21 protein-coding genes are annotated in these 26,104 nt (G+C 47.8%); 10 read left to right on the forward strand and 11 right to left on the reverse strand.

From position 1 onward, the window contains the following. Nucleotides 1–3 precede the first annotated feature (3 nt). The 3 genes from AYJ58_RS02435 (at nucleotide 4) to AYJ58_RS02445 (ending at nucleotide 2,300) form a co-directional block, all read left to right on the forward strand. Nucleotides 4–738 carry an ABC transporter ATP-binding protein gene (locus AYJ58_RS02435; protein ID WP_106648662.1) on the forward strand — a complete coding sequence of 245 codons (735 nt, stop codon included), beginning with the start codon at nucleotides 4–6 and terminating at the stop codon, nucleotides 736–738. 94 nt (nucleotides 739–832) lie between these two features. After that, nucleotides 833–1,972 (forward strand): ABC transporter permease, encoded by a 1,140-nt coding sequence (locus AYJ58_RS02440; protein ID WP_106648665.1) that lies wholly within the window; start codon nucleotides 833–835, stop codon nucleotides 1,970–1,972. 79 nt (nucleotides 1,973–2,051) lie between these two features. Further along, complete coding sequence (locus AYJ58_RS02445) at nucleotides 2,052–2,300, forward strand: hypothetical protein (protein ID WP_106648667.1); 249 nt, start codon at nucleotides 2,052–2,054, stop codon at nucleotides 2,298–2,300. A 72-nt stretch (nucleotides 2,301–2,372) separates the two neighbouring features. Here the strand turns inward: AYJ58_RS02445 and mog are convergent, their stop codons facing one another. The 4 genes from mog to AYJ58_RS02465 form a co-directional block, all read right to left on the reverse strand. Continuing rightward, entirely contained in the window at nucleotides 2,373–2,906 is a 534-nt protein-coding gene (gene mog / locus AYJ58_RS02450; protein WP_106648670.1) for a molybdopterin adenylyltransferase, read from the reverse strand. A 254-nt stretch (nucleotides 2,907–3,160) separates the two neighbouring features. Further along, entirely contained in the window at nucleotides 3,161–4,120 is a 960-nt protein-coding gene (locus tag AYJ58_RS02455) for a carbohydrate kinase family protein (RefSeq protein WP_106648673.1), read from the reverse strand. Nucleotides 4,121–4,239: 119 nt separating this feature from the next. After that, nucleotides 4,240–6,636 (reverse strand): TonB-dependent receptor domain-containing protein, encoded by a 2,397-nt coding sequence (locus AYJ58_RS02460; protein ID WP_106648675.1) that lies wholly within the window; start codon nucleotides 6,634–6,636, stop codon nucleotides 4,240–4,242. Between the two features lie 278 nt (nucleotides 6,637–6,914). After that, complete coding sequence (locus AYJ58_RS02465) at nucleotides 6,915–8,135, reverse strand: MFS transporter (RefSeq protein ID WP_106648677.1); 1,221 nt, start codon at nucleotides 8,133–8,135, stop codon at nucleotides 6,915–6,917. Nucleotides 8,136–8,395: 260 nt separating this feature from the next. On the opposite strand from AYJ58_RS02465, the gene gtfA reads away from it, so the two are divergent. Continuing rightward, entirely contained in the window at nucleotides 8,396–9,874 is a 1,479-nt protein-coding gene (gtfA, locus tag AYJ58_RS02470; RefSeq protein ID WP_106648679.1) for a sucrose phosphorylase, read from the forward strand. Nucleotides 9,875–9,966: 92 nt separating this feature from the next. Here gtfA and AYJ58_RS02475 read toward each other — a convergent pair whose 3' ends face one another. The 7 genes from AYJ58_RS02475 to AYJ58_RS02505 form a co-directional block, all read right to left on the reverse strand. Next, a complete protein-coding gene (locus AYJ58_RS02475) occupies nucleotides 9,967–10,998 on the reverse strand; it encodes a LacI family DNA-binding transcriptional regulator (protein WP_106648681.1) in 1,032 nt (343 codons plus the stop codon). 92 nt (nucleotides 10,999–11,090) lie between these two features. After that, a complete protein-coding gene (locus tag AYJ58_RS02480) occupies nucleotides 11,091–12,554 on the reverse strand; it encodes an MFS transporter (RefSeq protein WP_106648683.1) in 1,464 nt (487 codons plus the stop codon). Nucleotides 12,555–12,627: 73 nt separating this feature from the next. Beyond that, a complete protein-coding gene (locus AYJ58_RS02485; protein ID WP_106648685.1) occupies nucleotides 12,628–13,098 on the reverse strand; it encodes an NlpC/P60 family protein in 471 nt (156 codons plus the stop codon). A gap of 136 nt (nucleotides 13,099–13,234) precedes the next feature. Then, nucleotides 13,235–13,972 carry a sulfite exporter TauE/SafE family protein gene (locus AYJ58_RS02490; protein WP_106648687.1) on the reverse strand — a complete coding sequence of 246 codons (738 nt, stop codon included), beginning with the start codon at nucleotides 13,970–13,972 and terminating at the stop codon, nucleotides 13,235–13,237. 137 nt (nucleotides 13,973–14,109) lie between these two features. Beyond that, complete coding sequence (locus AYJ58_RS02495; RefSeq protein ID WP_106648689.1) at nucleotides 14,110–15,354, reverse strand: L-lactate MFS transporter; 1,245 nt, start codon at nucleotides 15,352–15,354, stop codon at nucleotides 14,110–14,112. Between the two features lie 107 nt (nucleotides 15,355–15,461). After that, the gene (locus tag AYJ58_RS02500; RefSeq protein WP_106648691.1) at nucleotides 15,462–16,193 is read right to left on the reverse strand and encodes a LytR/AlgR family response regulator transcription factor; all 732 of its coding nucleotides are present in this window, start codon (nucleotides 16,191–16,193) and stop codon (nucleotides 15,462–15,464) included. After that, entirely contained in the window at nucleotides 16,187–17,860 is a 1,674-nt protein-coding gene (locus AYJ58_RS02505) for a sensor histidine kinase (protein ID WP_269801902.1), read from the reverse strand. Before AYJ58_RS02505 ends, AYJ58_RS02500 begins: the two co-directional genes overlap by 7 nt. A gap of 347 nt (nucleotides 17,861–18,207) precedes the next feature. Between AYJ58_RS02505 and AYJ58_RS02510 the strand changes: the two genes are divergently transcribed. From AYJ58_RS02510 to AYJ58_RS02535, 6 genes are all read left to right on the forward strand, one after another. Then, a complete protein-coding gene (locus AYJ58_RS02510; RefSeq protein WP_106648693.1) occupies nucleotides 18,208–19,131 on the forward strand; it encodes a pirin family protein in 924 nt (307 codons plus the stop codon). Nucleotides 19,132–19,400: 269 nt separating this feature from the next. Beyond that, nucleotides 19,401–20,447: a sensor histidine kinase gene (locus AYJ58_RS02515; RefSeq protein ID WP_106648695.1), complete on the forward strand. Its 1,047-nt coding sequence runs from the start codon at nucleotides 19,401–19,403 to the stop codon at nucleotides 20,445–20,447. Next, a complete protein-coding gene (locus tag AYJ58_RS02520) occupies nucleotides 20,448–21,137 on the forward strand; it encodes a response regulator transcription factor (RefSeq protein ID WP_011982013.1) in 690 nt (229 codons plus the stop codon). A 44-nt stretch (nucleotides 21,138–21,181) separates the two neighbouring features. Continuing rightward, nucleotides 21,182–21,880 carry a potassium channel family protein gene (locus AYJ58_RS02525; protein ID WP_006084814.1) on the forward strand — a complete coding sequence of 233 codons (699 nt, stop codon included), beginning with the start codon at nucleotides 21,182–21,184 and terminating at the stop codon, nucleotides 21,878–21,880. A gap of 1 nt (nucleotide 21,881) precedes the next feature. Further along, nucleotides 21,882–23,243 carry a TrkH family potassium uptake protein gene (locus AYJ58_RS02530; protein ID WP_106648697.1) on the forward strand — a complete coding sequence of 454 codons (1,362 nt, stop codon included), beginning with the start codon at nucleotides 21,882–21,884 and terminating at the stop codon, nucleotides 23,241–23,243. Between the two features lie 618 nt (nucleotides 23,244–23,861). Further along, the gene (locus AYJ58_RS02535; RefSeq protein ID WP_106648699.1) at nucleotides 23,862–25,832 is read left to right on the forward strand and encodes an RNA-binding domain-containing protein; all 1,971 of its coding nucleotides are present in this window, start codon (nucleotides 23,862–23,864) and stop codon (nucleotides 25,830–25,832) included. The last annotated feature ends 272 nt before the right edge of the window (nucleotides 25,833–26,104 follow it).

Below are 26,104 nucleotides of genomic sequence, written 5' to 3' on the forward strand. Positions count from 1 at the left end.
GCCATGATCAAAGTATCCAACCTTTCCAAGCGCATCGGTGACGTGCAGGCGCTCAATGACTTAAGCTTTGTCGCACAAAACGGCCAAATCACAGGATTACTTGGCCCCAACGGCGCGGGTAAAACTACCTGTTTACGCACGATTTTTGGCTTGCTGAAACCCGATAACGGCAAAGCAGAAATCGAAGGCATAGATGTCGCCATCGACCCTATCGGCGCTAAGCAGCAACTCGGATTATTCCCCGACCCTTTTGGTCTGTACGAACGTTTAACGCCGCGGGAATACATTCGTTATTTTGCCGAGCTAAGCGGCTTATCACCCAAGGAGGCCAAAGAGGCCACCAGCCAAGTGATTGCGAAATTACGTTTGGAAGACATTAGCGATCGCCGCTGCAAAGGCTTCTCCCAAGGCCAAAGGATGAAAACCGCCCTCGCACAGGCCATCGTCCACAGCCCGAGCAATATTATCCTCGACGAACCAACCCGTGGACTCGATGTGATGAGCACTCGCCTGCTGCGTGACATTCTTATCGACCTTAAAAATCAAGGACATTGCGTGCTGTTCTCGAGCCATGTGATGCAAGAAGTCGCCGCACTGTGTGACCAAGTGATCGTTATGGCTCAGGGCAGAGTCGTCGCCATTGGTAGCCCAACAGAGCTTTGCATTCAAACAGGCAAAGACTCGCTCGAAGAAGCCTTTATTCAACTTATCGGCACGGATGAAGGGATAGCGGCATGATGACTCAGCAAAGATTACGGCCGCAGGTTTTAACCTTTAAGGCCTTGATATGTAAAGGCGTGGCATTTAAGAACATGGTTAAAGGAATGACAGTATGAATAAAATAATCGCTATGGTTCGTAAAGAACTCATCGATGCCGCCCGCGATAAGCGCTCTGTGATGGCGGGTCTGTACTACGCCATAGGCACACCGCTGATCATGTGCGGCCTGTTTATGGTGTTAATTGGTCAGCTAACGAGTCCAGACGATCTTAAAATCACTATTACCAACCCTGATAAAGCGCCGGATTTAGTCCGTTTTTTATCGAATAAAGGTATTAACAGCGGTGAAGCTAAGGACAGTGAACTTAAGGCCATAGAGCTTATCATCAGCACAGACTATGCCGCGCAAATGAACCAAGGCAAAGGCGCCGAGATCACGATTGTTGCCGATAATTCCAATGAAAAACTGCAAAACTCGATTCGCCGACTCGAGAAGCAACTGCAGTCCTACAGCACAGAAATGGGCAGTCTACGGCTGATAGCCCGCGGTATCGATCCCCGCGTGATGCAACCACTGAAGGTCAGTGTCCATGACCAAGCGACCAGTGACTCTAAGGGCGGGATGATCTTAGGCATCGCGATTTTCACTATGATTTACTCGGTATTTATCTCGGGCATGAACCTCGCCATAGATACCAGCGCGGGTGAACGTGAACGTAACTCGCTGGCTTTGTTACTTAGTCATCCACTGACCACTCGCCAATTAGTGCTGTCGAAAATCATCGCCGTGAGTCTGTTCGCTTTGCTCGGTTTAGTGCTGATTTTGCTGGTGTCTAAAATCGCCTACACCTTTGTGCCTTGGCAAGAACTCGGCTTTAGCGTCAACATCACCACGGAATTTATGGCGCTGATGTTAGTGGTCGGCATCCCCGTCGCGTTTATGGCCGCTTGCCTACAATTGTTTGTGTCTTTCATGGCAAAAACCTTTAAGGAAGCACAATCCTACCTGACTATGGTGCTGTTTGTGCCCTTAGCCTTGTCGATGGCCGCCAGCTACAACATAGCGCCAGACATGCTGCAGTGGCTGCCAGTCTCGGGTCAGCAACAGGCCTTAATGGACTTTATCAAAGGTAAAGACTTGCCCATGTTGCAGTTACTGGTGTCGACCTTAGGCACACTCGCCATTGCGGTATTGCTGGCGTTTGGCATGGAAAGGTCGCTCAAGAGTGAAAAAGTAATCTTCGGTTTGTAAGGTAAATCGATTGCTCAACTTGGCGGAGATCGCCAAATCGTCTCCAAGTTGAAAACCTCAATAACTACGGGAGTTTGTTATGGAAAACGAGTATGTCTTAATGGTGATTATGGTCACCTTCATCATAGGAATGAGTGCCACTGAGATGCTTAAGCACTATCTAAAAGCACGCCAATTTGGAGTAGGCGCCGCAGACGATAGCCATCTTAAGGATAAAGTGACTCAACTCAGCCTACAAAACCAAGCACTGATCGAGCGAGTACAAGTACTTGAAAAAATCGTGACAGAGCCAGAGTACGAGCTAAAGCAGCAGATTAATCAGTTATGAGCCCTAAACGAACAAAACAATAAAGCCATTGAATTTCAGTGGCTTTATTGTTTTTACAAGCTAGATAGAAGCTTACTTAGCCTTAGGCCTGAATGGTTTGATTACCGACTCATTGCACTCTAAATACGGGCCTTCCATCAAATCGATACAGTAAGGAATAGCGGGGAACACGGCATCTAAACATTCGCGAATCGATTTTGGCTTACCGGGCAAGTTCACGATCAACGAATCCCCCCGTAGACCTGCGGTTTGGCGCGATAAAATGGCGGTGGGTACAAACTTTAAGGATTCAGCACGCATCAACTCGCCAAAGCCAGGCATCATGCGATCGCATACGGCTTCTGTGGCTTCTGGGGTAACATCGCGTTTCGCAGGTCCTGTGCCGCCCGTGGTGACAATCAAACAGCAGTCCTGCTCGTCGGCCATTTTGATCAGCGTCGCTTCAATCACATCCTGCTCATCGGGGATCACTTGATAAATCGGCTCCCACTCGCTGGTGAGGTAGTCGTTGAGCGTGTCGATAATCGCCTTGCCTGAGATATCTTCATAAATCCCCGCGCTGGCGCGATCGCTTACCGTCACAATACCGATTTTTGCTTTGCTCATAGGAAATCCCCAGTGATGTTGAAATGAAACATGCCGAAATAAAAAATATCGACATCAAGCATGGAAGAAGCCGCTACAGCTTCGACCTTTAGCCGCAGCTAAAATAGCATAAATGCTCAGGAAAAGGGGCGACTAAAACGTGATGGGGTTCGCGCTCTGCCATTGAAAAATGGCGAGCAGAAAATCTAAAAGACAAAAAATCCAAGGCAAACTCAACAGGCCCACCTTGGATGTTATCGTTAATGCAGTCAGCTTTAGCTCACCTGCGAAAGTGTGGGCAAAGAAGGAAACGCGCCCTTTTGCCCGCAGGTAATCGCGCCGCAGCGAGTGGCAAATACCACCGCCGCCTCTAAGTGTTCTTTACTTTCGAGCCTCTGTTTCAAGGTCAAATTACCTAAATCGTATTGCAGATCTAAACCTAAGGCGAACAGAAAACCTGAGATAAAACTGTCGCCCGCGGCCGTGGTATCGACGGCAGAGATTTTGGGAACGGGTACGCTAAACCTTTGCTGCGCTGTGATGCATTGCACTGGATTGGCGCCATCGGTAACCAAAATCACCTCAACCCCTTGGGCGAGGCAAAACTGCAAATAGTCTTCAAAACTCTTATCTCGCGCCAGCGCTAAATAGTCCGCTTCTTCACGGCTCATTTTCAGCACTTGGGTGTAACGGAAACACTGTTCAACCCGCTCGGCCAGCAAGGATAAGTCTTGCCACAGGGATAAACGCAGGTTCACATCAAAGCTCACTAAGGTCGCGAACGCATTGGCACAACGCGCGCCATAAAGGCTAGTGTTAAAGATGGCGGTTTCGGTAAAGGTATTCGAGCAAAGGTGAAAGATATCAATCCCCTGCCATGGGATATTGTCAAAATGCTGATTGCTGTAGCGCATATCGGCAGTGCCAGTGCGGTTAAACTCAAAAGTGCGCTCACCCTGCTCATCTAAATTGACCAGTACAGTCGCGGTAGCGGCGCCCGGTACTTCGGCCAAATAATCGGTCGCCACACCCTGCTCCGCTAAGGCTTGCTTTAACATGACGCCGTAATGGTCGGCGCTGATGCCGCCAGCAAAGTAACTCTGACCGCCGAGTTTCGCGTAACCTACGGCCACATTGGCGGGCGCGCCACCGGCAATCGGCTGGTGATGTTTGCCCGTGGCATCGGTCGGCAGCAAGTCTACTAACACCTCACCGAAACTGAGTAATACCGTCATTTTCACTCCAACTTTGTATTCTATATTCTACATTTTGTATCTGACAAAAAGCCCACTTTCATGGGCTGTTTTGGGCTTAGCATTTTTTCTGTATAAACAGTTTCTGTACCAATATCCGCTTAGAACTCGTATTTAAGCGTCGCACTCGTGGTGCGGCCATTAATGGTACGGGCACGGATGATATTGTTATCAGGGATTGAGCCTTCTTCCGCTTCAGTAATACCCGTGGCATTAAACAAGTTGTTGACGTTTAAGGACACACTCATGGCTTCGGTCAGATTGTAAGTCGCAAAGGCATTCACTTGGTTGTAGCCATCGAAACTTAAGTCATTATTATCTTGAGCATAAGAATCCGTAGTGCCAATTAAGTTAACGCCCACTGAACCTTGGTCAAAGTTGTAACGGCCCATCAAGGAGTAGATAAAGTCAGCCTGTCTTCTTGGGGTGTTACCCACCACTTCTGGCGTCAATGCATCTTTAGCAATCTCAGCATCGGTCCAGGTCAGGTTGCCTCTAAAGTCGAAGTCACCGATAAAATAGGCCGACTCGATTTCGATACCTTTGGCTTTGTACTTACGGTCGAAGAAACGTTGGCTGGTAGCTTCAAAGTTTTGCTCTTCGGTTTCAGAGTAGAACGCCGTCGCAAACACAGACAAATCGTCGTAACGGTACTTAACACCTAACTCGTACTGATCGACGATATCAACCGCATCTTCCTTCGCCACTGAACCATCGGCACGCACTTTACCAAACAATAGACGGTCGGCATTGGCGCGGCCACCGTGGCTCAAGCGACCAAAGGCGGCTAAGTCACTGGAAAATTGATAGTTAGCACCTAATGAGTAAGAGGTGTAGCTCCAATCGTAATTCACTGGCTGAGGGTTCGCATTATCGATAGAAGACACGCTCTGCTCAGGGATTGAAATCACCCCATCAAGATTCATATCCACTTGCGATTGCACGCTACCCGCGTAGTTACCGCTGGCATCACCACTGTCATAACGCACACTGGCATCGAGCGACAAGTCACCAAAACTCGAGGCTAACGCGAGATAAGGCGCTTTAATGCTGTAGTCGGTATCGTAATTACGTTGGCAACAATTTCCCCAGTAAGGCACGCCATAACCATAGAGGCCATTGTCAGAATAGGCCGTGCCATCGGCGGCAACCACATCTAATAGCGCGGCATTATCACCTTTAACTTCCATCAGATAAGAGTTCCACATCCAACTCATGCCGATGTTTTGGGTGGCATTGTAATAGCCTAAGGTCACGCTGGTATCGTCGAAGGTTTTAGTCAATTTAAAATCGTTTACGATTGAGCCAAAGTCATTCATCTGCACATCAAAGGTATTGATACGCATGGCTAAACCGTCCATCTGACTACCCGCATTAGGGCCATTGGCGTAAATCAACTTAGCGCCAGTGCCAGCAATACTGGTGGCAATGTCGCTACCGTTAGCCACTTCGGCTGGGAATGGCGCGATGAAGTTGCCGCTCACATCGGAGAAACGGAAACGGTTTTCGACCTGCCAATCGTTACCTAAATCGAAGGAGGCTTCTAAGCCGACAGAATTCACCACAGGATTCATGCCATCGCGCATATCGCCACGGCGACGTTCGCCGTCGGCACCTAAGCTCAAGGTTGATTGGAAATACGCGGATTGAATCGCATCGGATTTAGCATCAAAACCTGGGATTGAACTGCCATCCGAGTACATAGGCATAGGTAAGTAACCTATGCTTTTATCGTCTAAATGTTTGAAATACAGGCGAACATAGCCTTTATCAAATTCTTTGGTTAAGTTGGCTTTGATCTGGCCGCCTTTGTTGGCGTTATAGCCAGCGTCGCGTGGACCTTCACCGGTGCGCACAAAACCGCCCACATGGAAACGCAGGCTGTCGTTGATGCTAGTGCCGTATTCAAAATCGGTACGGAAGGTATCGTAATCCAGCCCTAAGGTGGTAGCCACACTGCCCGAATCCGACGTGCCGGTTTTACTGATCACGTTGATAATGCCGCCAGGCGCATTACTGGCCGCAGTCGATGCCGAGCCGCCACGGATAGATTCAATGGTTTGCACTGTTGAATCTAAGCGTAAAAAGATGTCTGCGTTACCGAAGGCGATATCGCCAAACTGCAGGATTGGCAAACCATCTTCTTGAATTTGCAGGAACTTAGCACCACCAGACGCCACAGGTAAACCACGCACAGCTATGTTAGCGTTACCTTCGCCACCAGTAGACTCCACCTTCATCCCCGGAATAATACGGAATGCTTCGGCCGATGAACGTGGCGTACTCACTTCAAGCTCAGCCAGTGACACGCTGCTGACTGACACACTCGAGTCCATAACACGAGTGCCACGGGCAACCCCAGTCACGGTAATTCTTTCTAAACCTAACGCGTCTTTCTTGGCTTCTTGCTGTTGTGGTGCGTCGGCAGCCCAAAGGTGAGAACTCACCAACACGGCCAATGTACTTAACAAGAATTTCTGTGATGTGCTTTTTATCATTTTTATGTCCCCACCCATATTTGAGATGCAGCCCGCTCTCCCCATGGCTACATCTACCGAATTGTGATTAATCGAAGAACCATCTTAGTGATTACTCAAGGTCATATTGAATTTAACCTCGAATCAACTTAATCGATTAAGTTAACAAGTTAGCAACTTAACAACAAAAAGCAAGTGCATTTTTTGCACAATTTTGGTTCACACACGGGATGTATCAGATCAAAGTATTGATTAATTAAAGAAATGTGACAGAAAAATATTTCCTGTCACAGTCCAAATTAGTGCGCTTCAACCGTTAACAAATGGCGGGCAGGATCTTTAACGAGATTAAATCCGCTGAGGAGGCATAACAAAAGGGCAAAACCAGTGGCAAGGTAGAAGCCATATTTAACATGGCCGAAAATATCGCCCACGAGCCCCATCAACAAGGGCCCAACGGCGGCGGACACGGCAGTAAAAAACAGAATCACCCCAGCCACAGAGCCATGCTGATCCACAGGGAAACAACTAATCCCCTTAGAATTGAGCGTGGGATACATCATCGACATAAACAGCCCAGACAAGGGCAACAAGACAACAGCCGCTTCAATGCCGTAGATCATAGACCCAAGATAACAAGCACTTATCGCGAAGCTAAACCAGAACATCACTTGCTGCCAAGGGAAGCGTTCGAGCACCCAGCCACCTAAAAAGCGGCCACCCGCACGCAGGGTAAAAAAGATCGTTAGGGCATAAGCGGCCAAGGTGGTGTAATCGCCTTGATAGCTTTGCAGCAAGGTCGGCATCCACACATAAATCGCCACTTCGGTGGCAACATATAAACCTATCGCGAGTGAAAACCCTAATGCATAAGGGTTTTTCATCATCTTAAAAGTGCTGGCAAGGTTAATGGCATCCGTCGAAGAACGTTTGATTTGCGGATAATCCGCCCGATAAGCTAACCAACACAGCACTAAACAGAAGCAACCCGCGCCAAAATACAGATACTTCCAAGAGACGCCGCTGATCAGTAAATAACTAACAATGGCTGGCCCTATCATGGCACCCACACCAAAGTAGCCCTCCACCGTATTCATAGTGCTCGAATGCTGTTTTGAGGAAGTCGAGATATCACCAATAAGCCCGAGTGCGCCGGTTTTAAAGACGCCAATCGCCGTGCCGACAAAGGCGAGTAGGAACAGGAAATAGTAAAAGGATTCCCCCAGCGCGAACATGAAGCAGGCGAGCGCAAATAACAATAACCCCAATAAAATGGTTAACTTACGCCCTATCTTATCCGCCAAGAAGCCTAAAAACAGTCCACTCATCGCGATAAAAATCATCGGCATATAGTGGAAAGCACTGGCCTGCGACATGGACAAACCAAACTGAGATATCAGCTCTGGAATAATGACGCCCACGGCATCTGAGGTCATAGCGAACATGAAAAACATTAAATATGTGAGCACCCGAATACGGGTATGATTGCGGTTATCGCAACCTTTTGAATCACTTACCATACCATTTCACCTTATCGTTATTATACCTACTCACTCTCAGCTGCTCAGTAACCGCATGCTGAAAGGGTTTCGGCTTTTGTGTACAGCAGTGAGCTAGCCTCCCCCAAAACTTGAGACTAACTCAAAAATCCAACAAACCACTTGAATAATGTTTCATATTGGTTAAATATACAACTTAATCGATTAAGTTTAGTTGTGCAATCAATTAACGATTGCCATAAACCTTTACTCTAAAAAGACAACTCAAGCGTGGGCAAAGTATGAAAAACCAAGTGCAACTGATCACCTATGTCGACAGGATTACCAATGCAGGGCTCAAGGAGCTCAAAGCGCTACTCGATGACGAGTTGCAAGGTCTATTCGGCGGCGTACATCTTTTGCCTTTCTATTTCCCCATTGACGGCAGCGATGCAGGCTTCGATCCGATAGACCATGTGCAAGTCGATTCACGCTTAGGCAATTGGGATGACGTTAAACGTATTGGTGATGATTACGACATCATGGCCGACCTTATCGTTAACCACATGTCCGCCGAATCGCCAGAATTTAAAGACGTGCTCAAGCACGGCAAACAATCGGCTTACTGGGATTTGTTTTTAACCAAAGACAAGGTATTTCCTGAGGGGTTAAGCGAGCAAGATCAAGCAGCTATCTATCGTCCACGTCCAGGAAGTTGTTTTAGCACTTACACCTTAGCCGATGGCTCGACCGAAGAGTTTTGGACCACCTTTACCCGCAATCAAATCGATATCGATGTTCATTCCGCTGCGGGTAAAGATTATTTAAACCGAGTGCTGGCGCGTTTCGACCACAGTAAAGTGAATCTGATCCGCTTAGATGCGGCGGGCTATGCGATTAAAAAGCCCGGCACTAGCTGCTTTATGATTGAAGAGTCCTTCGAGTTCGTGGATAAGTTAGCTAAGCAAGCCAATGAGTTAGGCATGACAACCCTGGCCGAAATCCATTCGCACCACATGACTCAGGTCGAGATCGCCAAACGGGTCGACATGGTGTACGACTTCGCCCTGCCACCGCTCATCCTGCACACGCTATTTAGCCAAGATTGCCAAGCTTTGACCCATTGGCTGGAAATGGCGCCGCGCAACTGCATTACCGTACTCGACACCCACGACGGCATCGGCATTATCGACGTCGGCCCTATGGATGGCTTGCGCGGATTATTGACCGAAAATCAAATCGATAATCTGGTTGAAACCATACATGGCAACAGTAAGGGCGAAAGCCTTCAAGCCACAGGCGCGGCCGCCAGCAACGTCGATTTGTATCAAATCAACTGCACCTATTACGATGCCCTCGGCCAGAATGACTTAGATTATTTGATGGCGCGGGCGATTCAATTTTTCGCCCCCGGTATTCCGCAGGTATATTACGCGGGTCTGCTGGCGATCCCGAACGATATGGAGCTGCTCAATAGGACTCACGTCGGTCGCGATATCAATCGCCCTTACTTGAACCGTGAAAAAGTGCAGCAAGCCATGCAGAAACCTGTCGTTAAGGCGCTGACTCAGCTGATTAAACTGCGTAATAGCAGCCCAGCCTTCGATGGCCGCTTTACGATGGCATCAGCAGAACGCACGTTAACTTTATCTTGGACAGCGACCGATTCGCAGGCAAGTCTCACCCTCGACTTTGCCAATAAAGATGGCCAAATCATCCTTTTAGATAAACAAGGTAAAGAGACACAAATGACCTTGTCTAGCCTACTGGCTCAAGCATAAGTTTCAGTTCGGGCTTGAGTTTAGGCTCAAGCCAAATTTAAATAGCAAAAAGGCGCATTCATTGCGCCTTTTTTAGTTAAAAGATGTAGAGATTAGCAGCTCTTACCGATACGTAATTCATAGCCCAAAACTTCCGCATGCACAGCATCACTAACAAACATTTGTGCCGCTTTGCGGCCCTTTTGCTCAGAGTATTGATAGACGGTCGTTAACGGCGGGTTTGAACGTGTGCCTTCGTCTATGCCATCAAACCCTACGACGCGCACATCTTCGGGAACACTCAGCCCCATAGCCTGCGCCTCACCGAGCACACTCAAGGCGATTAAATCACTCATACATAAAAACACATTGGGTCTTGGAGTCGAGTTCAGCGCTTCTTTTGCCGCAATTTGCGCATATTCCGCATTGCTCTCGGGGATATTCCAAATGCGATCATTGCCAAGCGTTACACCCGTTTCTTCAATCGCTTGCAAGTAGCCCTGTAGCCTCTGGTGCGCAATAGACATATCGATTTCGAGCAGATTTAAATCATACACTCGGCACGTTAAGTGGGTATCAAGCAAACGTAACCCCAAAATGGCCACATTGTCTGTGGGCGATTGCAATGCCAGTTTCGCCACTTCATAGGCAGCTAACTTATTGTCTATGCTCACTGATGCATTGCGGTGGATATCAAAATCGACCGTGACGACCTTTTTCTTGACCTGCTTTAACTGCTCGGCCAACAGGGCATTACGCGGGCGACCATAACAAATAAAGCCATCCACAAAGTCGGCCACCGCATTCACGCTGTCTGAGCTGCCCGAAAACAGCAGCAAATTGAGTTTTTCTTGCTCTAAAACAGAGGCCACACCCTTCATAAATTTACTGGCGACGGGATCGGACACCATGTATTCCACGCTGTCCGACAGCACCAAGGCGACAGTATCGAACTTGCCCTTACGTAGGGATTGAGCCGCTTTATTTGGCCCGAAATACCCAAGCTTAGTGCAGGCGGCCAAAATGTCGTTACGACGTTTTTCCGATAGTTGGTCGGGGCGATTAAACGCGTTCGATACTGTGGCATTAGAGACACCCAACTCGTTGGCTATGCTCTTTAGGGTCCAGTGTTTTGTTGTTGTCATGCTTATGTCCTGGAATCGAATAAGGCCACAAAAATACGGCTCAGCGCAAATAGTACACGGCTTAAATGGGTCGTGCACCTGCAAATCTAGGCTTAATGCGCAGTTTCGCTATCGTGATCTTTTAATGCCGTCGCAGGGGATAGAAAACCGACTATCGCGGCACACAATGCCACACCCGCGGCGGCCATAAATCCATATTGGAAGGCGTGATGCACCACCTCTGTCGGCAATGTTTTAATCGCAGCGATGCCAAGTTCAGAACCCGTGAGTGGTAACAGACTATAAAGCAGCACGCTAAACAGCGCAGTACCAATAGCGGCGCCCATAGAACGGCACAGCGACACCATGGCCGTGATCTGGCTGAGTCGCGCCTTGCCCGACACGCTCTGCACCACAAGCTGCACGCTTGGCATCACAGTGCCTAATCCTATTCCGACCAACACACCTAAGCCGCCGATCACATTGGCATTAGGCGGCACAAAACTAATCAATAACAAGCCGATGAAAGCTAAGCCCATACCAAAGGTTGGCAACCACTTAGGCGCGACATCTTTGCTTAACAGTCGCCCAGCTATTGTCGAGCCAGTGACAATACCGAAGGTCATAGGCAAGAGCAGCAAACCGGTTTTGGCGGGATTGGTGTGTAAGCCCACTTGCAGATAAATCGGCAGGAAGAAAATCATCGCAAACAAACAGGCCGCAAACAGCGCCGCCGTCAGCAATGGCATATACACGGCCTTCTTCGCCAGTAAATCTAGCGGTAGAAACGGGCTCGCCAATCGCCGTTCCCACAATAACAAGCCTAAAATGCCTAACACCACAAAAACGGCAAAGCCTAAGCTAGTCGCAGAAAGCCAAGCAAACTCTTGCCCCGCGACAGATAACCAATACAACAACGCGGTGATAATGGTCGGAAACAAGACCACTCCCACTAAATCAAACTTGCCTTGGCGTACGGGTTTAACGCTGCGCTTATGCAAACCGTTAAGTCGCCATACCGCCAGCATGGCTAGTGGAATATTTGCCCAAAATAGCCAATGCCACGAATAGGCGTGCACCACAATACCGCCAATGACAGGGCCGCCAACACTCGCGAGGGTAAACATAGCGGCAAAATAGCCTTGGAAACGCGCCCGCTGCCGAATGGGAACTAACTCGCCAATCAAGGATTGAGACAAACTCATCAAGCCGCCACCGCCCATGCCCTGCAAGATACGTCCGGCGATCATATGATCCATAGTGCCCGCACTCGCCGAAACGATGGAGCCCAGCGCAAAAATCACTATGGCGATCATCAGAATTTTCGCGCGACCGAAGTTATCCCCTAACCAGCCATAAATCGGCACAGAAGCGGCCATTGCCAGCATATAACCGATAGTGATCCACGAGGCTTGGCGCAGGCCGCCAAGATCTTCAACTATGGCAGGCGTCGCCGTGGCGAGTAAGGTTTGATCGACCGCCGCCAAAAACATGGGCAAGAATACTGCCGAGAAAATGGCGAGAAAAACAGAAGTCGGTAAGGGGTCACTCTGGGATAACGCAGGCTCTAAGGACATATTGTCTCCGCTAACTCATCAGCCCAAGTACATAAAAGAAAGCGCATAAAAGAAAGTGCATAAAGAAGATGTGCTAAATTCGCCTTGCATTCCAATATTTAGACGCCCAATAACTGTTATGCAGGCTCGAAATCTTCACCCCTTGGCTAGTGGAAACATGGAGAAAATTATCGTCGCCCACATAAATGCCGACATGGTGCGTGCTCCAACCTGTCTTGAAAAATACCAAGTCGCCCTTGCGCAGTTGATTTCGCGGCACAGGTTTCCCTAGGGCTTGCTGTTCTTCAACCGTGCGCGGCAGCGTCATACCCAACATTTTCTGATAGGCAACCGACACAAAGGCCGAGCAATCTATGCCCCGCTTAGTGCCACCACCTAAACGATAGGGCACACCGCGCCACTCAGAATGCAGTTCGGAGATATTGCTATCGTTCCAAACCGTGGCGGGTTCAACTTGCTTTACCACAGGCTTAGGTTCTGGCGCGCTAGCACAAGCGCCAAGGCCTAAGGCTAAGGCTAAGATAACTATCAGTAATCGTTTCATAGCTTCAAACTCATTGCAGGCAGATTTCACAGTAACGTAATTTTGAGTTTTTATCAGGTAAATTCAGGGCAGCTGGGGATAAAAACACCCCAATACCCGCGCACACTAGCAGACTAATCTAACCCAAAGCTTAAAACTATAACGCCGTCCACAATAAACGCACGCCCACCAGCACCATTAAAATCAAGATGATGCGTTTAAATAGCCTGTCGTTAATTTTATCTTGAATAAACAAACCTAGCTTTACCCCTAACCATGCCAGCGGCACCAGTAGCAGAGAAACTAAAATATTCTCTTGGTTAATCTGCCCAAGCAAACTGTAGGGGACAAGCTTGACCAAATTCACCACAGCAAAAAACACCACAGCCGTGGCTAAAAACTCTGCCTTAGCCAAGCGCAGCGGCAACAAATAAGCGTTGAGTGGCGGCCCGCCCGCATGGGCAACAAAGCTAGTAAATCCCGCAGTTAAGCCACATAAACGTCCAACCAGAGGTGAAGGTGATGCTTGGGTTTTATCCCCCAGAATCAAACCATACAAACCAAAACCGAGGGACACACAGCCTAAAATCGCCCGTAAATATTCTTCATTCAACCTATCAAACAACAGATAAGCGATAAAAATCCCCATAACCGCCGCGGGCAGTAATATCCATAAATGACGCGGATTATGTTGCCCCCACCAAGAACGCACGCTTAAAAAATCCATATAAATCAGCAGCGGCAACATTAGCGCCGCCGCTGTAGCAGGGCTAATTGCCAGCGCCAATAGCGGGACAGTTAACCCGCCCACACCACCCGCAAAACCGGATTTAGAAATCCCCGTAATCAAGACTGCGGGTATCGCCACCAACCAAAAAAGAGGGTCCGTTAACATCAACACATCCTGAATAACGCTTTATGGCTATCAAGTTACCTGTTGTTGAGGTGATAAAAAAGTAAAAAATCCGCAGCCATTTGGCTGCGGATTTTTTATGTTAGCTTTTGGCTAAAGAGGAAAAGCTTAGCTTACGCCTATGCAGATTCGGCCGTCATGCTCACTAAGCGCGGTGTACTCTTAGTCGCTTTCTTGGCTGACGCAGGAGTTTTAGGCTCTGGCAAACGTATGGTTAATGACATCACTAACGCCACCACCAGCAGGACTAGAATCACGTTGAAGGTCGCAATAAAGCCACCGAATAACGAGGCGACAATCGAACCGATAATACTGCCGACACCAAAACCTAAGTAGATAACCCCATAGTTTTTAGTCAGATTATTCAGGCCGAAGAAGTCGCTCACCAGTGAGGGATAAACAGTAATAGTGCCACCAAAACTAAAGGCAACGCAGGCAACCGCGACGAAGAACAAGTTTGCATTCAAAGGGATAAACAACAGTAACACCATACCAACTAGAGTGATGATCTGCGCCAGCGAAATAACCCGAATGCGGGGGATTTTGTCTGACAGTATACCCAGCACTAAACGACCACTGAGGTTCGCCATGGCAATTACCGCAACCGCATTAGCGGCGACCAGTACAGGCAAGTCGACCATCTTCTCGCCGATATCTTTCGCTACACCAATCACATACAAACCACTCATACAGGCGGACAGGAACATCAGCGCCAACATCCAGTATTGTGGCTTACGCATGGCTTCAGCGAGGGTGAAGTCGCGGCTTTCGGCTTGCTGACTTGCGGCTGATTGTGCTGGCGCATCTTTCATCAACATGCCGCCACACAAAACTAGCGCCATGGCGATTAACCCCCACAGTTGGAAGGTGGTTTCAAGGCCGGTATTTTCGAGTAACAGCACGTTGATGTACTTAAATCCAAGGCTACCTAGACCATAAGCGCCAATCGCTAACGCCGAAATCAGCCCTTTGCGTTCGGGGAACCACTTCACGCAGTTAGACAAGGTCATCAAGTAGCCAGTGCCATCGGCAAAGCCCACTAAAATCCCGGCACACAGGTAGAGCATCATCAAGTTACTGGCTTGGGCAGTGAGTAAGAATCCCAGCCCGAGTAATAGGCCTGCACCTAAGGTGACATTACGCACGCCGAAGCGTTCCTGTAATTTGCCCGCCATGGAAGAAGCCACGGCCAAAGACAAACTCAGCAAACCAAATACAAACGCCACTTGGCTGACAGGCTCGTCGAGCTTAACGGCCAACTGCGCATTGAACAGGCTCCAAGTGTAAACTGAGCCGAGTGCAAACTGGGTGATAATAGTACCAACTAAGGTCAGGTACCGAGTACGGTTCATCTCTTTAGTCATGATGCATCTCGCTTTAGGGGATCAGGAATTGAGTCCACTATAAGAGAGATGCGATTCGCGCCGATCAATTAAGGCATGAAATACAGATCTGCAGGAATGAATGACAATTACAGCCTCATCAGCTGTCGAAAAGCCTTAATATTACTACGGCTAACGGGCACCTCGAACGACAAATCATGCAACCTAATCAGGTAAGTACTATTGAACCAAGGCACGATTTCGCGGATCTTGTTGATATTGACGCAATAGGAACTGTGACAGCGGAAAAAGCCCTCGGCGGGCAAGCGGCTGACAAACTCGCTAATGGTCATCTGCATCACATAACGGTCGGTGCGGGTGTACACATAAGTGAGTTTTTCATCGGCCTCGGCATAATAAATTTGCTCGCAGGGCGTAACGATAATCCGCTCACCCTTGACTAAGTTCACGGTACGACTGGCATTACTCGCCGCTTCATGTTGCGGCTTTGGCGCTTGTCGCCCAACTTGCTCAATTTTCTGCAATAAGCTGATGATCCGCGGCTCATTATAGGGTTTGAGAATATAATCGAAGGCTTCGAGCTCAAACGCTTCTACCGCAAATTCTTTATGGGCAGTGACAAACACCACATGGGGAGGATGGGTCGATTTATGCAGATTCTTCGCCAGCAATAAGCCATCGATGGACGGAATTTGGATATCCAAAAACACCACATCAACCTCATGATCCTGCAGATATTTAAAGGCCTCCAAGCCATCCTCAAAGCTTGCCACTATGTCTATCTCACTGTGGCTCTTCACTAAATATTCTAGCTCCTCACGGGCCAGATATTCATCTTCAACTATGATGGCTTTTAACATACTTGCGCCTCATTTTCCGGTAAATAAAAGCTGACTTCAGTCCCCGGCTCCAGCCGTTTAAGCTGCAAACCTTCGCCGTACAATAACTTCACCCTCTGGTGCACATTCGTCAGTCCAATACTACTGCTTTCTATACGACCCGCAGCGACGCCATCTATCACCTCTTGGCTGATGCCATAACCAGTGTCACGCACGGCCACGCAAATGCCAGCATCGAGTTTTTTCACTTCTATGGTCACTCTGCCCGGCGCACTGCGCGGCTGAATGCCGTGCAAAATGGCGTTTTCCACCAGCGGCTGCAACAGGAGGCAAGGTACACAAAAATGCACATCGTCAACATCGAAGATCACTTCAAGCTTGTCGCCAAAACGCGCCTGCTCAATGGCCACATAATCACGTACTTGTTTCACTTCTTCTTGAATATCAATTAGCTCATCGCCTTTAGCTAAGTTATAGCGCAGATAATCGGCCAGATTGGCAATCAACTCCCGCGCCTGCTGCGGCCGAATACGGATCAAAGAAGAAATCGCATTGAGGGCATTAAACAAAAAGTGCGGGTTAATCTTGCTCTGCAGCGCAGTGAACTCCGCCTTACGGGTCATCTCTTGCAGTTGCTCGATACGCGACACTTCCATCTGAGTCGAAATCAACTGCGACAAGCCCACCGCCATCTCTCGTAGCGAGCTGGTAATCCGATAGTTATTGCGATAATAAATCTTCAGCGTACCGCTTACCGTGCCGTTTTCACGCAGCGGGATTATGATGACCGAATGAAAGTCCGATAAATGATATTGGCGTAAGTCGTTGTTAATAATGTTTTGATCTAGCTCTATCGCCCTTTGCGTCATCTCACTAATCGCTTGATGACCATCGACCTCGTAGTAATCTTTGCCAACGCCCATATAGGCTAATACATCGCGAGTATCAGTAATGGCCACGGCATCGGCATGGATCTCATTACGGATAACAGCGCACACTTGCTCTAAGGCATGGCGGTCAATTTTGCGGAAGAAAGGTAAGGTTTTGTTGGCAATATCCAGCGCGAGCTTGGCCTGCTTAGCGGCAATCAACTCTTTCTCATCGTCGAGGTCCTGCACTAGCTTAATAATCAGTCCGATACACACAGTGCCCGCAATCATGGGATAGGCAATGTGACTTACTATCTCAACGCCCACCTCGTGTGGCTCTGTCAGCAACCAAATCAACAACATGGTCAGCGTTTCGCACAACATGCCCGCCACAATGCCATAAATCCACAACTTAGATTTGGGGCATTTATAATAAATCCAGGTCGCCATTAGACCGGCAATAATGCTGGCGATTAAACACGGAATCGAGGTATCACCATCCATATCAATCAGATATCTATGCAGCCCCGACAGCACGCCCGCTGGAATACCAACCCAAGGGCCAAATAATATCCCGCCGGAAATAATCGCGATAATCCGCACGTTGACCAACGCGCCTTCAACCTCAATGCCGGTATAAGTACTGAACACCGCAAATAAGCAAAATATCGCCGCCACAGAAACTAACTCTGCGGGGGTGTGATTACGCTTTTGGAATAAACGCTGGAACGGTCGAGTGCGGGTTAAAAAGAACAAGGTCATCAGCATTAATGCCGCCCGTTCAAATACCGCCAGTAACATCATTTGATTTTCGAGCACGCTTTCCCCTTTGCAGATCTGACTTAACGTGTGCAGGATAAAAATCACTGAGACTAACCCAAAACTCGTCCACTATGACGGCTCGAGTAAAACATCAAACGCTAATGCCCACATAAATACAGGCTTGCTAAAGTAAAGGACAGCAAAAACTCCCATACACGCGGGCTCAGTCACATATTCACGTTTGAATCGGGTTAACAAAGTCTATTGAAGGACGATTTGCAAAATCCACGGGAATACCCGAAGCTAAAACCTTCGGCTCAAATACAAGATGAGATCTAAAACCAGTTCAGCATGCCAGATAAACACTAACTAAGTGTGTCCTCACCAAGGAATAAGGAGCGAACATAAGTGAAGTTCAAGCACAGTTTTATGGTGGCCCTAAGGAATGCCCAATTGAAAATGGCCGCATTCAAGTTCAACGAATTTCCCCTAAAATCAGTGATGTCGGCGGCATTCCCGTCGCAAGGGCTATTCCACAAAAAGAGCGTCGTCTTATCGGCCCTTGGTGTTTCCTCGACCATATTGGCCCAGTCACCGACGGCCCTGAGTTAAACGTTGGCCAGCATCCACATATTGGGCTGCAAACTTTTACTTGGATGCTCGAAGGCGAAATCATGCACAAGGACAGTCTCGGCAGCGCCCAAGTGATCCACCCTAAACAAGTTAACTTGATGACCGCCGGACACGGTATCGCCCACACCGAAGAATCCGTCGCAGGCCATAGCACTATGCACGCGGCGCAGCTGTGGATTGCCCTACCGCTTGAGCATAAAGACACAAGCCCGAGGTTCGATCACTATCCTGAACTCCCGACGTGGCACAATGCGGGCGTTGATTTCACTCTGCTGATTGGCCGTTGGCAGCAGCAACAGGCGCCCACATTGCACTTCTCGCCGATAGTGGCGATGGATTTATTTGCCGCCGAAAACACTGAGCTTACCCTGACTCTCGACCCGAGTTTTGAATACGCCCTCATGCCACTCGAAGGCTTTTTCCGTATCGATGACCAAAGTTTCAATAATAATGATCTCGCCTATCTGGGCATGTTACGTGAAAGCGTCACAGTCGAACTCGACGCGGGTTGTCGCATACTCTTGATTGGCGGCGCACCACTGGCCGACCCTGTCAGTATTTGGTGGAATTTTGTTGGCCACAGCAAAGACGAAATCGCTAAGGCTCAAGCGGATTGGGAAGCCAGATCTCCACGCTTTGATACTGTGCCAGGCTATGACGGCAAGCGCTTAGTACCACCGCCGATACCTTGGTGATCTTCAGCTAAAGAATGGCAGGCAAATACTTGATAGCTAGCCCATTAGCGTCAATCCGATAACGGCCCACGCCTAGAATGGCTTACCCCATGAGTCTATGGGGTAAGCCTAATTATTAGCCAAAATTTGATATGAGTGCGCGAGAACAGCCCGAGTAAACTGCACGCTAAGCGACTCACTGGGCTATAAATTTTACGGATTTTTTACGCGCTATCTTAAAATGGCTTTGCTAGAGTACAGACACTTTCTTTATATGCGTCTTTCTATCCATGACTTCATCCATAGCGGCTACCATGACTAATTACTGGCGTTCGCACCCAACATTTTTTACTGGCGTAGTACTAGTTATCGCGATTTTCAGCAGCGCTTTTATCGATTATTTTGCTGGCTCCACCATAGCCGTACTGCTGATCTTACAATTAGCTGTGGTCGCTATCGCCCTACAATGCAACGCCAACTTTGCCTATTTTGCGGCTGTATTTGAGGCGACCAGTTTTAATTTTCTGTTTACCACACCGCGTTATTCGCTACAGATGTTCAATCTTGAGGACATTCTCAATCTAACTGTGTTTCTACTTGTCGCCCTCACCACCAGCAAATTGGCCGAACTTTATCGCCGCCAGCAAGCGGCACTCGAACAGGCTCAGTTACGCAACAGCATCTTATTGTCGGTTTCCCATGACTTACGCACCCCGCTCTCGACCATTATCGGCACCTTAACGACCCTGAAGGAATACATGCCTAAGCTCAGTGCATCGCAAAAAACTGAGCTGATTGATAGCGCAGCCGCCGAGAGTCATCGCCTGCATCAATATATCGAAAACCTGTTACAGGCCACTAAGTTACAACACGGTGCACTCAAATTTAACCTAGACGAAGCCAATCTGCGCGAAGTGTTACAGCGCACTATCGCCCGCTTTCAAACCGCGCAACCTAGGATCAAAATTCACAGTGAGCCAGAGCTACCACCATTAATGATTTGCAGCTCTTTGATTGAACAAGCGATTTTTAATGTGCTCGACAATGCCCTGCACTATTCACCCACCAGCCAACCTGTAACAGTCAACCTCTATCGCCACCAAGATATGCTGCGCATCGATATTCAAGACTTAGGACAAGGCATAGCCCCATCTCAAAAGGAGGCGATTTTCGAGTTGTTTTACCGCCAACATCCTTCTACCGATGGCGGCGCAGGATTGGGCCTTCCTGTCGCCAAAGGCATTATTATTGCCCATAACGGGAGTCTCAGTGCCGAAAATGTTGCTCAAGGCAGTCTGATCCGCATCGCGTTACCGATAACGAAGGAAAATGTATAAATGGCTTACAAGGTGTTAGTCGTGGATGATGAGCCGCAAATTCATACCTTTATGCGGATCTCACTCGAGGCGGAAGGCTTTGAATACATAAGCGCCACCAGCATAGCCACGGCGCTCAAACAGTACCGCAGCCATCAACCGCACCTTATCGTGCTCGACCTCGGCCTGCCCGATGGTGATGGCATCGAGTTGCTCCATGCGCTGCGCCAACAGGATAAGACCCCTGTGCTAGTACTCACCGCCCGCGATCAGGAGGAAGAAAAAATCCGCCTACTCGAGGCAGGTGCTAACGACTACCTGAGTAAGCCCTTTGGGATCAGGGAATTAATCGTTCGCATCAAGGTGTTGGTTCGCGACCTTGTGGATACCTCAAGCGGCGCCGATATGCTGCAATTTGGCCCGCTCACTCTACAAAAGAGCAGCCATCAATGCTGGCTTAACCAGCAGGAAATCGCCCTCACCAAAAAGGAGTTTGCCCTACTCGTTCAGTTAATGTCCCACCCTGGGCAATTGCTGAAACAGAGCGACCTGCTGCGCAATATCTGGGGCGAAACTCACCAGGAAGATGGCCATTATCTACGGATTTTAGTCAGCCAACTGCGCAAAAAACTTAACGATAGTGACGAACAACAACTGATCAAAACCGAGCCTGGCTTAGGGTATCGGCTCACTGACCTCGGCCCGCCCTAGGCCAGCTCGCCTCACTCTTTAGTTCAACCACACAAGGATATGAAATGGCACATTTTACTGTCATCGGATTAGGCCGCTTCGGCGTCGCAGTGAGCCGAGAACTGATCCACTTAGGTCATACGGTCACTGGTGTCGATAATGACCATAAAGCTGTTGAAAAATATGTAGAAGTTCTTACCGAAGCCGTAATTTGCGATTGCGCAGATGAGGCGTCACTAAGGGAACTCGATCTTGCCAGTAGCGAAGTTGTGATTGTCGCTATCGGTTTTGATATGCAATCGAGCCTGCTGTGCACACTGGCACTGAAAAATCTCGGCGTGCAAAACATTTGGGTTAAAGCCAGTAATAAGGCGCACCACACCATATTGTCTAAACTCGATGTTACTCGGATTATCCACCCTGAAGAAGATATGGGGGTCCGCGTCGCCCAGTCGCTAAACTATCCCATGGTGAATAACTTTCTCGCCATCGGCGACGGGCTCTATATTGTTGAAATCCACATTAAAGCCCACTTGCATCAAGCCACTGTTGGCCAACTGCTGGGGAACTTGCAAGAGAAAAACACTGATGAGCAAACTAACGTGCAACGCAGCCCTAAGGGCAAAGTCGCGCCATTAATGGTCAAACGAGAGCAAAGTGTATTTAGCAAGATTGATAGCGATTTTACCTTGCACACAGAAGATGCCCTATTCCTCTGCGGTAGCCGTGCCGAGTTAAAACAGCTCGCGCCAAGGTTGGTGTAAGGTGGTTCAATGGCATCCTTCGCTCACCCTAGAGCACACGCCTAAAAGCGGCAAAAAACTCTTTGGCGCGCCGCCCTTTATTTTAAGTGCAAGCTTTGCTCTGTTGATCCTCGTCGGCACATGTTTACTTAAACTGCCCATCGCCACCGAGTCGCCCATTACTTGGCTACAAAGTCTGTTTACCGTCACCTCGGCGGTGACAGTAACAGGGCTTGTGGTCGTCGATACCGGCAGTGTGTTCACGCCCTTTGGCCAAGTGATAATCGCGCTGTTAATTCAATGCGGTGGCCTAGGTCTAATGACCTTTGCCATTGTCACGCTAATAGCACTAGGCGGTAAGATAGGTTTCTTGCAGCAAACCGTTGCAAAAGAGGCGTTTAATCAAACAGATACCTCGACATTAGTCTCGACCGCAAAAGCCGTGCTAGTGTTTTCGCTATTGGTTGAAGCCGTCGGCATGCTGATTTTATCTGTCTACTGGAGCGGCGAGCTGGGCTGGCAAACCAGCTTATTCCACGGCTTTTTCTATACCATTAGCGCCTTTAATAACGCAGGTTTTGCCCTAAGCCCAGATAGCTTAATGCCCTATGTGGCCGATCCCGTGATCAACCTGACCATCACAGCTTTGTTTATTATTGGTGGTTTAGGATTTTCGGTGTGGATAGATCTGCGCAGGAACAAACGTTGGTCAAAACTCACCGTTTACAGCCGCATGATGATTACTGGAACTATTGTCATCAACACGGTCGCCGTGATTGCGATTTACTTTATTGAGTACAACAACCCCAACACCTTGGCGCCCTTAAGCGAACTCGGCAAATGGTTGGCCTCTTGGTTTCAAGCCGTAACCCCGCGCACCGCAGGCTTTAATACCCTAGCGATTGACCAACTCGAAGACGCCAGTACCTTACTCATACTCGTGCTGATGTTTATCGGCGGTGGGTCCCTCAGTACCGCCAGCGGCATTAAAGTCGTCACCTTTATGGTGCTGATTTTGGCCACTTATGGTTATTTACGTCGCGACGAAGCCATCTATGTGTTTAAACGGGAAATCCCAAAAGATACCGTCAGCAAAGCCTTAGCGCTGACCATCATCTCTTTGGTCGTATCTTGGCTGGCCATTTTCATACTGGTATTAAGCGAGAAAGCGCCGTTAGTCGATATCATCTTCGAGGCCATATCCGCACTGGGCACTGTCGGTTTGTCCCGAGGTTTAACAGGCAACCTCACGAATCTAGGCCAAGCCATCATCATCTTTATGATGTTCATGGGACGCCTCGGCCCACTCATGCTCGCCTACTTTCTTGCCAATCCAAGGGTGAAAAAACTGCGCTACGCAGAAACCAAACTGGCAATTGGGTAAAGAGATTGGTTGGAAGGCACTGCAAGACAATGCCGCCCTTCGAGTCTGTTCACCGCTATAACACCTGTCCGTTTCTTTTAAAAGAACTATTCCGATAGGCTATTCGATGGCTTCATGCCATCGAAAACTATATCAGTGGCACTCTATATCTCAGAATTCCCCCAACTGCGTCATTCTTTCTAAGCCACCCATTGTGATCACCTTGAAAAACGACGAAAGCACTCCCGCCATATATCTAAACATCTGATGGCATAAGCTATCCATTGATTATCCACTTCAACCTTTATCCGCTATAGTGGATGTCGCATAATACTCCATTGACCAAACTCCAGCTAACTCATTGCCAATGAATAAAAAAACTCACCTTCGATCTATCAAAGTTCGACTTTTAGACCTTAGCAGAAATACGCTTGGTGATAGCACGAAAGATACTGTAGGTTATATTCCATACTATCAGTGGCTTTGTTTTTATTTGTAGCAGTTAAACCCATTAGTAGAACAAAAAAGCTAAGGTTTGAATGAAGACTGCTGCTAATTAAGAAAGAACTTTGAGTTGATCAATAACTGAAGCTAATAAGTATGTTCATTAACTAAAAAGTCGGGTGGTAAGCGATAGATATGTTTCAAATACAGGATTTAGTCGACCTTCAAGCCTTATCAGAGTCAGCGGAGTTGGAATTTAAATTGGCTCAAGGGCAAGATGGTAAAGGTAAATTACCTGATGATTTTTGGCCAACTTACAGCGCAATGGCCAATTCTCGTGGTGGCTATGTTGTTCTCGGTGTGCGTGAGAAAAAAGGACAACTGACATTAGCTGGGATTGAAGATATAGAAATTGTTCACAAGCAATTATTTGATATTGCAGGAAACAATGCAAAAGTAAACATCAACTTACTGACAAACGATAGTGTTCAAACGGTAAATATTGAAGGTAAATCACTACTGGTTATAGAAATTCCAACCGCTCGTCGTGACCAAAAGCCCATCTATCTGAAAAATCAGCCTATGAAGGAGACTTACACTCGTCTACACGAAGGTGATCACCGCTGTAGTGAAGAACAAGTTAAGCGGATGATGGCAGAGCAAGTAGAGGATAGCCGAGATGATAAAATTCTCACTGGTTTTGACTTCTCTGATATCGACATGGACAGCCTCAAGGCATACAAGAACTTATTTTCAGTTGCTAAACCGCAACATCCTTGGCTGGAATTAGACCTTTTTGAACTGTTTAAAAAGCTGGGTGGATGGCGCAAAGATCGTCAGACTAGTGTTGAAGGTATAACGTTAGCTGGAGTATTGATGTTCGGTACATGGGATGCGATTCAGGACGCTATCCCGAATTACTTTGTTGACTATCGCGAACGAGATGAAGCCAGTGTTGAGCGTTGGGTTGACCGCCTTTACCCCGATGGCTCTTGGTCTGGAAATGTGTTTGATTTCTATCGTCGAACATACCGGAAATTGGTCACGGACTTAAAAGTACCATTTGAACTTCAAAATGGTATTCGCTTGGATGATTCAAAAGCCCACGAAGCTATTCGTGAAGCATTAGTGAATACGCTTGTTCATGCAGATTACACAGGACGAAGTTCCATCCTCATAGTAAAGCGGCCTGATTTGTTTGGTTTTCGCAATCCAGGGTTGATGCGTGTTCCCCCTGAAATTGCTGTAAAAGGTGGTGAAAGCGATTGTCGAAACCGCAGGATGCATCAAATGTTTTTGATGATTGGTGCGGGAGAGCGTGCTGGTTCAGGAATTCCCAAAATATATAGTGGATGGGAATGGGCTAAGTGGCGAACCCCTAAGTTGTACGAAAAATATGAACCGTCAGAGCAAACACTATTAGAACTATCAACAGCTAGCCTTATCCCAGAAGAAGTAACTCAGTTGTTAGCTGTTAAGTTTGGTAACACCACCTTTTATTCACTTAATGAACTTGAGCAGATGATTGTTGTAACCGCAGCAATTGAAGGCTGGGTAAACCACGAACGAGCTTGTCAGCTAACCAGCAAGCATTCTCGTGATGTTACGCTGGCTTTACCTCGACTAGTAGATAAGGGCTTTCTTGTCGCAAGTGGAAAGAAAAGAGATAAGTCATACAGCTTACCAGGAATGGAGCTGCCATCCCCGGAGGAAGTTTTTTCTAATGCGTTAACCCCAATAAATAACTTAACGCATAACGCCAAAAGCTTAACGCATAGCACTGGTAACTTAACGCATAACAACAATAATGCTATTGTTCCGAACGAAACAAGAGATGATAAAGGCAGGTTTATCAGTTGTTTAATTGACAAACCATTTGTCGATAGCCTTGATGTGTTAAGCGAATCATTTCGACAAGAGCTTAACGCTTTAGCCGCTCCTGCCAGAGAACAGCGTCGATTAGATACAGTTATTATGAAGTCGCTGATTGCTGGCCTCTGCCAAGAACATTACATCTCTGTTTCTGTTTTGGAAATGATATTAGATCGTAAACCTCAGAGCTTACGACAAAATTACTTGAAGCCTATGATTTCAGAAGGGTTGCTAAAAATGGCGTTTCCTCATAAGCCTAATTCACCAAAGCAGGGGTATACCACGGCGGACTAATTTTACGTTAGGAATCGACTTCTAGTATAAGTAGGTTTATATCCCTAACATCAATAGGCTGAATTACTACTAAGTAAATCTACTTTGTCTTCGTTCTAATTCCCGACTTAAACTTGTGTAGTGACACTTTACACAAAGATTATGTAAATACGGAATTAGAACGAAGACAAAGCTGACCGACAACCCTTAATGCCACGCTGCTCTTTTTAGCATTTTCATGAAATAGAAAAGAAGACAATTTCAAGGTATTGATTTTAATTAAAAAATAACCC

This window comes from Shewanella sp. Pdp11 (assembly GCF_002838165.1).
GTDB lineage: Bacteria > Pseudomonadota > Gammaproteobacteria > Enterobacterales > Shewanellaceae > Shewanella > Shewanella hafniensis.

Coding starts and splice junctions, on each gene's coding strand:
- AYJ58_RS02435 (WP_106648662.1), top strand. CDS start 4: ATGATCAAAGTATCCAACCTTTCCAAGCGCATCGGTGACGTGCAGGCG.
- AYJ58_RS02440 (WP_106648665.1), top strand. CDS start 833: ATGAATAAAATAATCGCTATGGTTCGTAAAGAACTCATCGATGCCGCC.
- AYJ58_RS02445 (WP_106648667.1), top strand. CDS start 2,052: ATGGAAAACGAGTATGTCTTAATGGTGATTATGGTCACCTTCATCATA.
- mog (WP_106648670.1), bottom strand. CDS start 2,906: ATGAGCAAAGCAAAAATCGGTATTGTGACGGTAAGCGATCGCGCCAGC.
- AYJ58_RS02455 (WP_106648673.1), bottom strand. CDS start 4,120: ATGACGGTATTACTCAGTTTCGGTGAGGTGTTAGTAGACTTGCTGCCG.
- AYJ58_RS02460 (WP_106648675.1), bottom strand. CDS start 6,636: ATGATAAAAAGCACATCACAGAAATTCTTGTTAAGTACATTGGCCGTG.
- AYJ58_RS02465 (WP_106648677.1), bottom strand. CDS start 8,135: ATGGTAAGTGATTCAAAAGGTTGCGATAACCGCAATCATACCCGTATT.
- gtfA (WP_106648679.1), top strand. CDS start 8,396: ATGAAAAACCAAGTGCAACTGATCACCTATGTCGACAGGATTACCAAT.
- AYJ58_RS02475 (WP_106648681.1), bottom strand. CDS start 10,998: ATGACAACAACAAAACACTGGACCCTAAAGAGCATAGCCAACGAGTTG.
- AYJ58_RS02480 (WP_106648683.1), bottom strand. CDS start 12,554: ATGTCCTTAGAGCCTGCGTTATCCCAGAGTGACCCCTTACCGACTTCT.
- AYJ58_RS02485 (WP_106648685.1), bottom strand. CDS start 13,098: ATGAAACGATTACTGATAGTTATCTTAGCCTTAGCCTTAGGCCTTGGC.
- AYJ58_RS02490 (WP_106648687.1), bottom strand. CDS start 13,972: ATGTTAACGGACCCTCTTTTTTGGTTGGTGGCGATACCCGCAGTCTTG.
- AYJ58_RS02495 (WP_106648689.1), bottom strand. CDS start 15,354: ATGACTAAAGAGATGAACCGTACTCGGTACCTGACCTTAGTTGGTACT.
- AYJ58_RS02500 (WP_106648691.1), bottom strand. CDS start 16,193: ATGTTAAAAGCCATCATAGTTGAAGATGAATATCTGGCCCGTGAGGAG.
- AYJ58_RS02515 (WP_106648695.1), top strand. CDS start 19,401: ATGACTTCATCCATAGCGGCTACCATGACTAATTACTGGCGTTCGCAC.
- AYJ58_RS02520 (WP_011982013.1), top strand. CDS start 20,448: ATGGCTTACAAGGTGTTAGTCGTGGATGATGAGCCGCAAATTCATACC.
- AYJ58_RS02525 (WP_006084814.1), top strand. CDS start 21,182: ATGGCACATTTTACTGTCATCGGATTAGGCCGCTTCGGCGTCGCAGTG.
- AYJ58_RS02535 (WP_106648699.1), top strand. CDS start 23,862: ATGTTTCAAATACAGGATTTAGTCGACCTTCAAGCCTTATCAGAGTCA.